General features: G+C 62.2%; 2 protein-coding genes. Both read right to left on the bottom strand.

What is annotated here, in order from left to right:
* Window positions 1-57: 57 nt before the first annotated feature.
* The gene (locus FEM54_RS30500) at window positions 58-465 is read right to left on the bottom strand and encodes a PA2817 family protein (protein WP_010567536.1); all 408 of its coding nucleotides are present in this window, start codon (window positions 463-465) and stop codon (window positions 58-60) included.
* A 91-nt stretch (window positions 466-556) separates the two neighbouring features.
* Window positions 557-2,451: acyl-CoA dehydrogenase (locus tag FEM54_RS30495; protein WP_138454060.1), on the bottom strand; the 1,895-nt coding region annotated here is incomplete at its 5' end.

The following is a 2,451-nucleotide window of genomic DNA, read 5'->3' as shown; positions in this document are numbered from 1 at the left end:
AGTCGCCTGCATCGCAGGCAAGCCAGCTCCCACACAAGCCAGCTCCCACATTTAAAATCAGTGCTTGCTCTGATCCTGCGGCATGGCCAGCAGCTGTTTTTCCTGGTTCCAGTCGAACGGTTCATCGTTCTGTTCGGCTTCAAAGCGACGTTCTTCCAGGGCCTGGTACAGGTCCAGTTCTTCATCGGGCATGAAGTGCAGGCAATCACCGCCGAAGAACCACAGCAGGTCGCGTGGCACAAGGTGGGCGATTTGCGGGTAACGCAGGATGACCTGGCTCATCAGGTCCTGGCCCAGGTACTGGCTCTCGATCGGGTCGATCGGCAGCAGGGCGCGCAATTCGTCGAAGCGCTCCAGGAACAGGGTGTGGCTTTCCTCGGGCACCTGTTCGGCTTCGCCGACGGCAACCAGGATGCTGCGCAAGTGGTCGAGCAAGACGAGATGATCGGCAACGACGTTGGACACGAGATAAGTCCTCTAAAGCAAAAACGGGCGCGAGAGTATATGCCTCTCGCGCCCGTATTTATATGACCTTAGCTTTATAGGGTGTGAGCGGTCAGCGCACTTTACCCTCAGCCTGGGTCAGCTCTTCCTTGCTGAAATCATCCACATCGATCACCTTGCGGCGCGCGGCTTCGGCGTCGCGCAGGGTTTGCGCTTCGGCCGGTTGCAATACGCCCGCGTGCAGCGCCGCGTCGATGGCATGCTCGCCGGCGGCCGGTTTGACCTGGCCGCTTTTGAGCGCGGTGTGGAGTTTTTTCTGCAAGGGGTGGCTGGCACCCAGCAGGTCGTAGGCATGTTGCAGGGCACCCACCGGGTCTTCTGCCGATTGCGGGCGATAGCAACCCGCCAGCAACTCTTCCAGGGTCGGGTCGCCTTTGGCACGGCCAATCACCGCAGCCACTTCGGCGTCCAAAGCATCGGACGGCCCGGTGTGACGACGGCCGAACGGGAACACGATCACCCGCAGCAGGCAACCGAGGACCCTGTTCGGGAAGTTGCTCAGCAGCTCATCCAGGGCACGCTCCGACTCACCGAGGCTTTCTTCCATGGCCCAGGCAAACAGCGGCTCCAGGTGATCCGGCGAATCCAGGTCGTGATAACGCTTGAGCGCAGCCGAGGCCAGGTACATATGGCTCAGCACATCACCCAGGCGCGCCGACAGGCGTTCGCGGCGTTTCAGCTCGCCGCCGAGCAACATCATGCTCAAGTCGGCGAGCAGGGCGAATGCTGCGGCCTGACGGTTCAATGCACGGAAATAACCCTGGCTCAAACGGTTGCCCGGGGCTTTTTCAAAGTGCCCGATGCCGAGGTTCAGCACCAACGTGCTGGCGGCGTTACTCACGGCAAATCCGATATGTTGCATCAGCAGGCCGTCAAATTCCTTGAGCGCCTGGTCATGGTCTTCACGACCGGCCAGGGCCATTTCCTTAAGCACGAACGGGTGGCAGCGGATCGCGCCCTGGCCAAAGATCATCAGGTTGCGCGAGAGGATGTTCGCGCCTTCCACTGTGATGAAGATCGGCGCGCCTTGCCAGTTGCGGCCCAGGTAGTTGTTAGGCCCCATGATGATGCCCTTGCCGCCGTGCACATCCATGGCGTGGCTGATGCACTCGCGACCGCGCTCGGTGAGGTGGTACTTGAGAATCGCCGACAACACCGAAGGCTTTTCGCCCAGGTCGACCGCGTTGGCGGTGAGCATGCGCGCGCTGTCCATCAGCCAGGCGTTGCCGCCAATGCGCGCCAGGGCTTCCTGGATACCTTCAAAGGCCGACAGCGGCACGTTGAATTGCTCGCGCACTTGAGCGTATTGGCCGGTCACCAAACTGGTGAACTTGGCCGCGCCGGTACCGACCGCAGGCAGGGAGATCGAACGGCCGACCGACAGGCAGTTCATCAGCATCATCCAGCCCTTGCCGAGCATTTCCTGGCCACCGATAAGGAATTCCAGGGGGATGAACACGTCCTTGCCGGAGTTGGGGCCGTTCATAAAGGCGGCGCCCAACGGCAGGTGGCGACGGCCGATTTCCACGCCGGGCGTGTCGGTGGGGATCAGCGCCAGGCTGATGCCCAGGTCTTCTTCCTCACCCAACAAGTGGTCCGGGTCATGGGCCTTGAAGGCCAGGCCGAGGAGGGTCGCGACCGGGCCGAGGGTGATATAGCGTTTTTCCCAGTTCAGGCGCAGACCGAGGGTTTCCTTGCCTTCCCATTCACCTTTGCAGATCACGCCGGTGTCGGGCATGGCGCCGGCGTCGGAGCCGGCCAGTGGGCCGGTGAGGGCGAAGCAGGGGATATCGTCGCCACGGGCCAGGCGTGGCAGGTAGTGGTTGCGTTGTTCGTCGGTGCCGTAATGCAGCAGCAGCTCGGCCGGGCCGAGGGAGTTAGGCACCATCACGGTGGAGGCGAGGTCGCCGCTGCGGGTGGCGAGTTTCATCGCGACCTGGGAGTGGG

The organism is Pseudomonas edaphica, from assembly GCF_005863185.1.
Taxonomy (GTDB): Bacteria; Pseudomonadota; Gammaproteobacteria; order Pseudomonadales; family Pseudomonadaceae; genus Aquipseudomonas; species Aquipseudomonas edaphica.
This window is presented reverse-complemented; position numbering and strand designations above follow the sequence as displayed.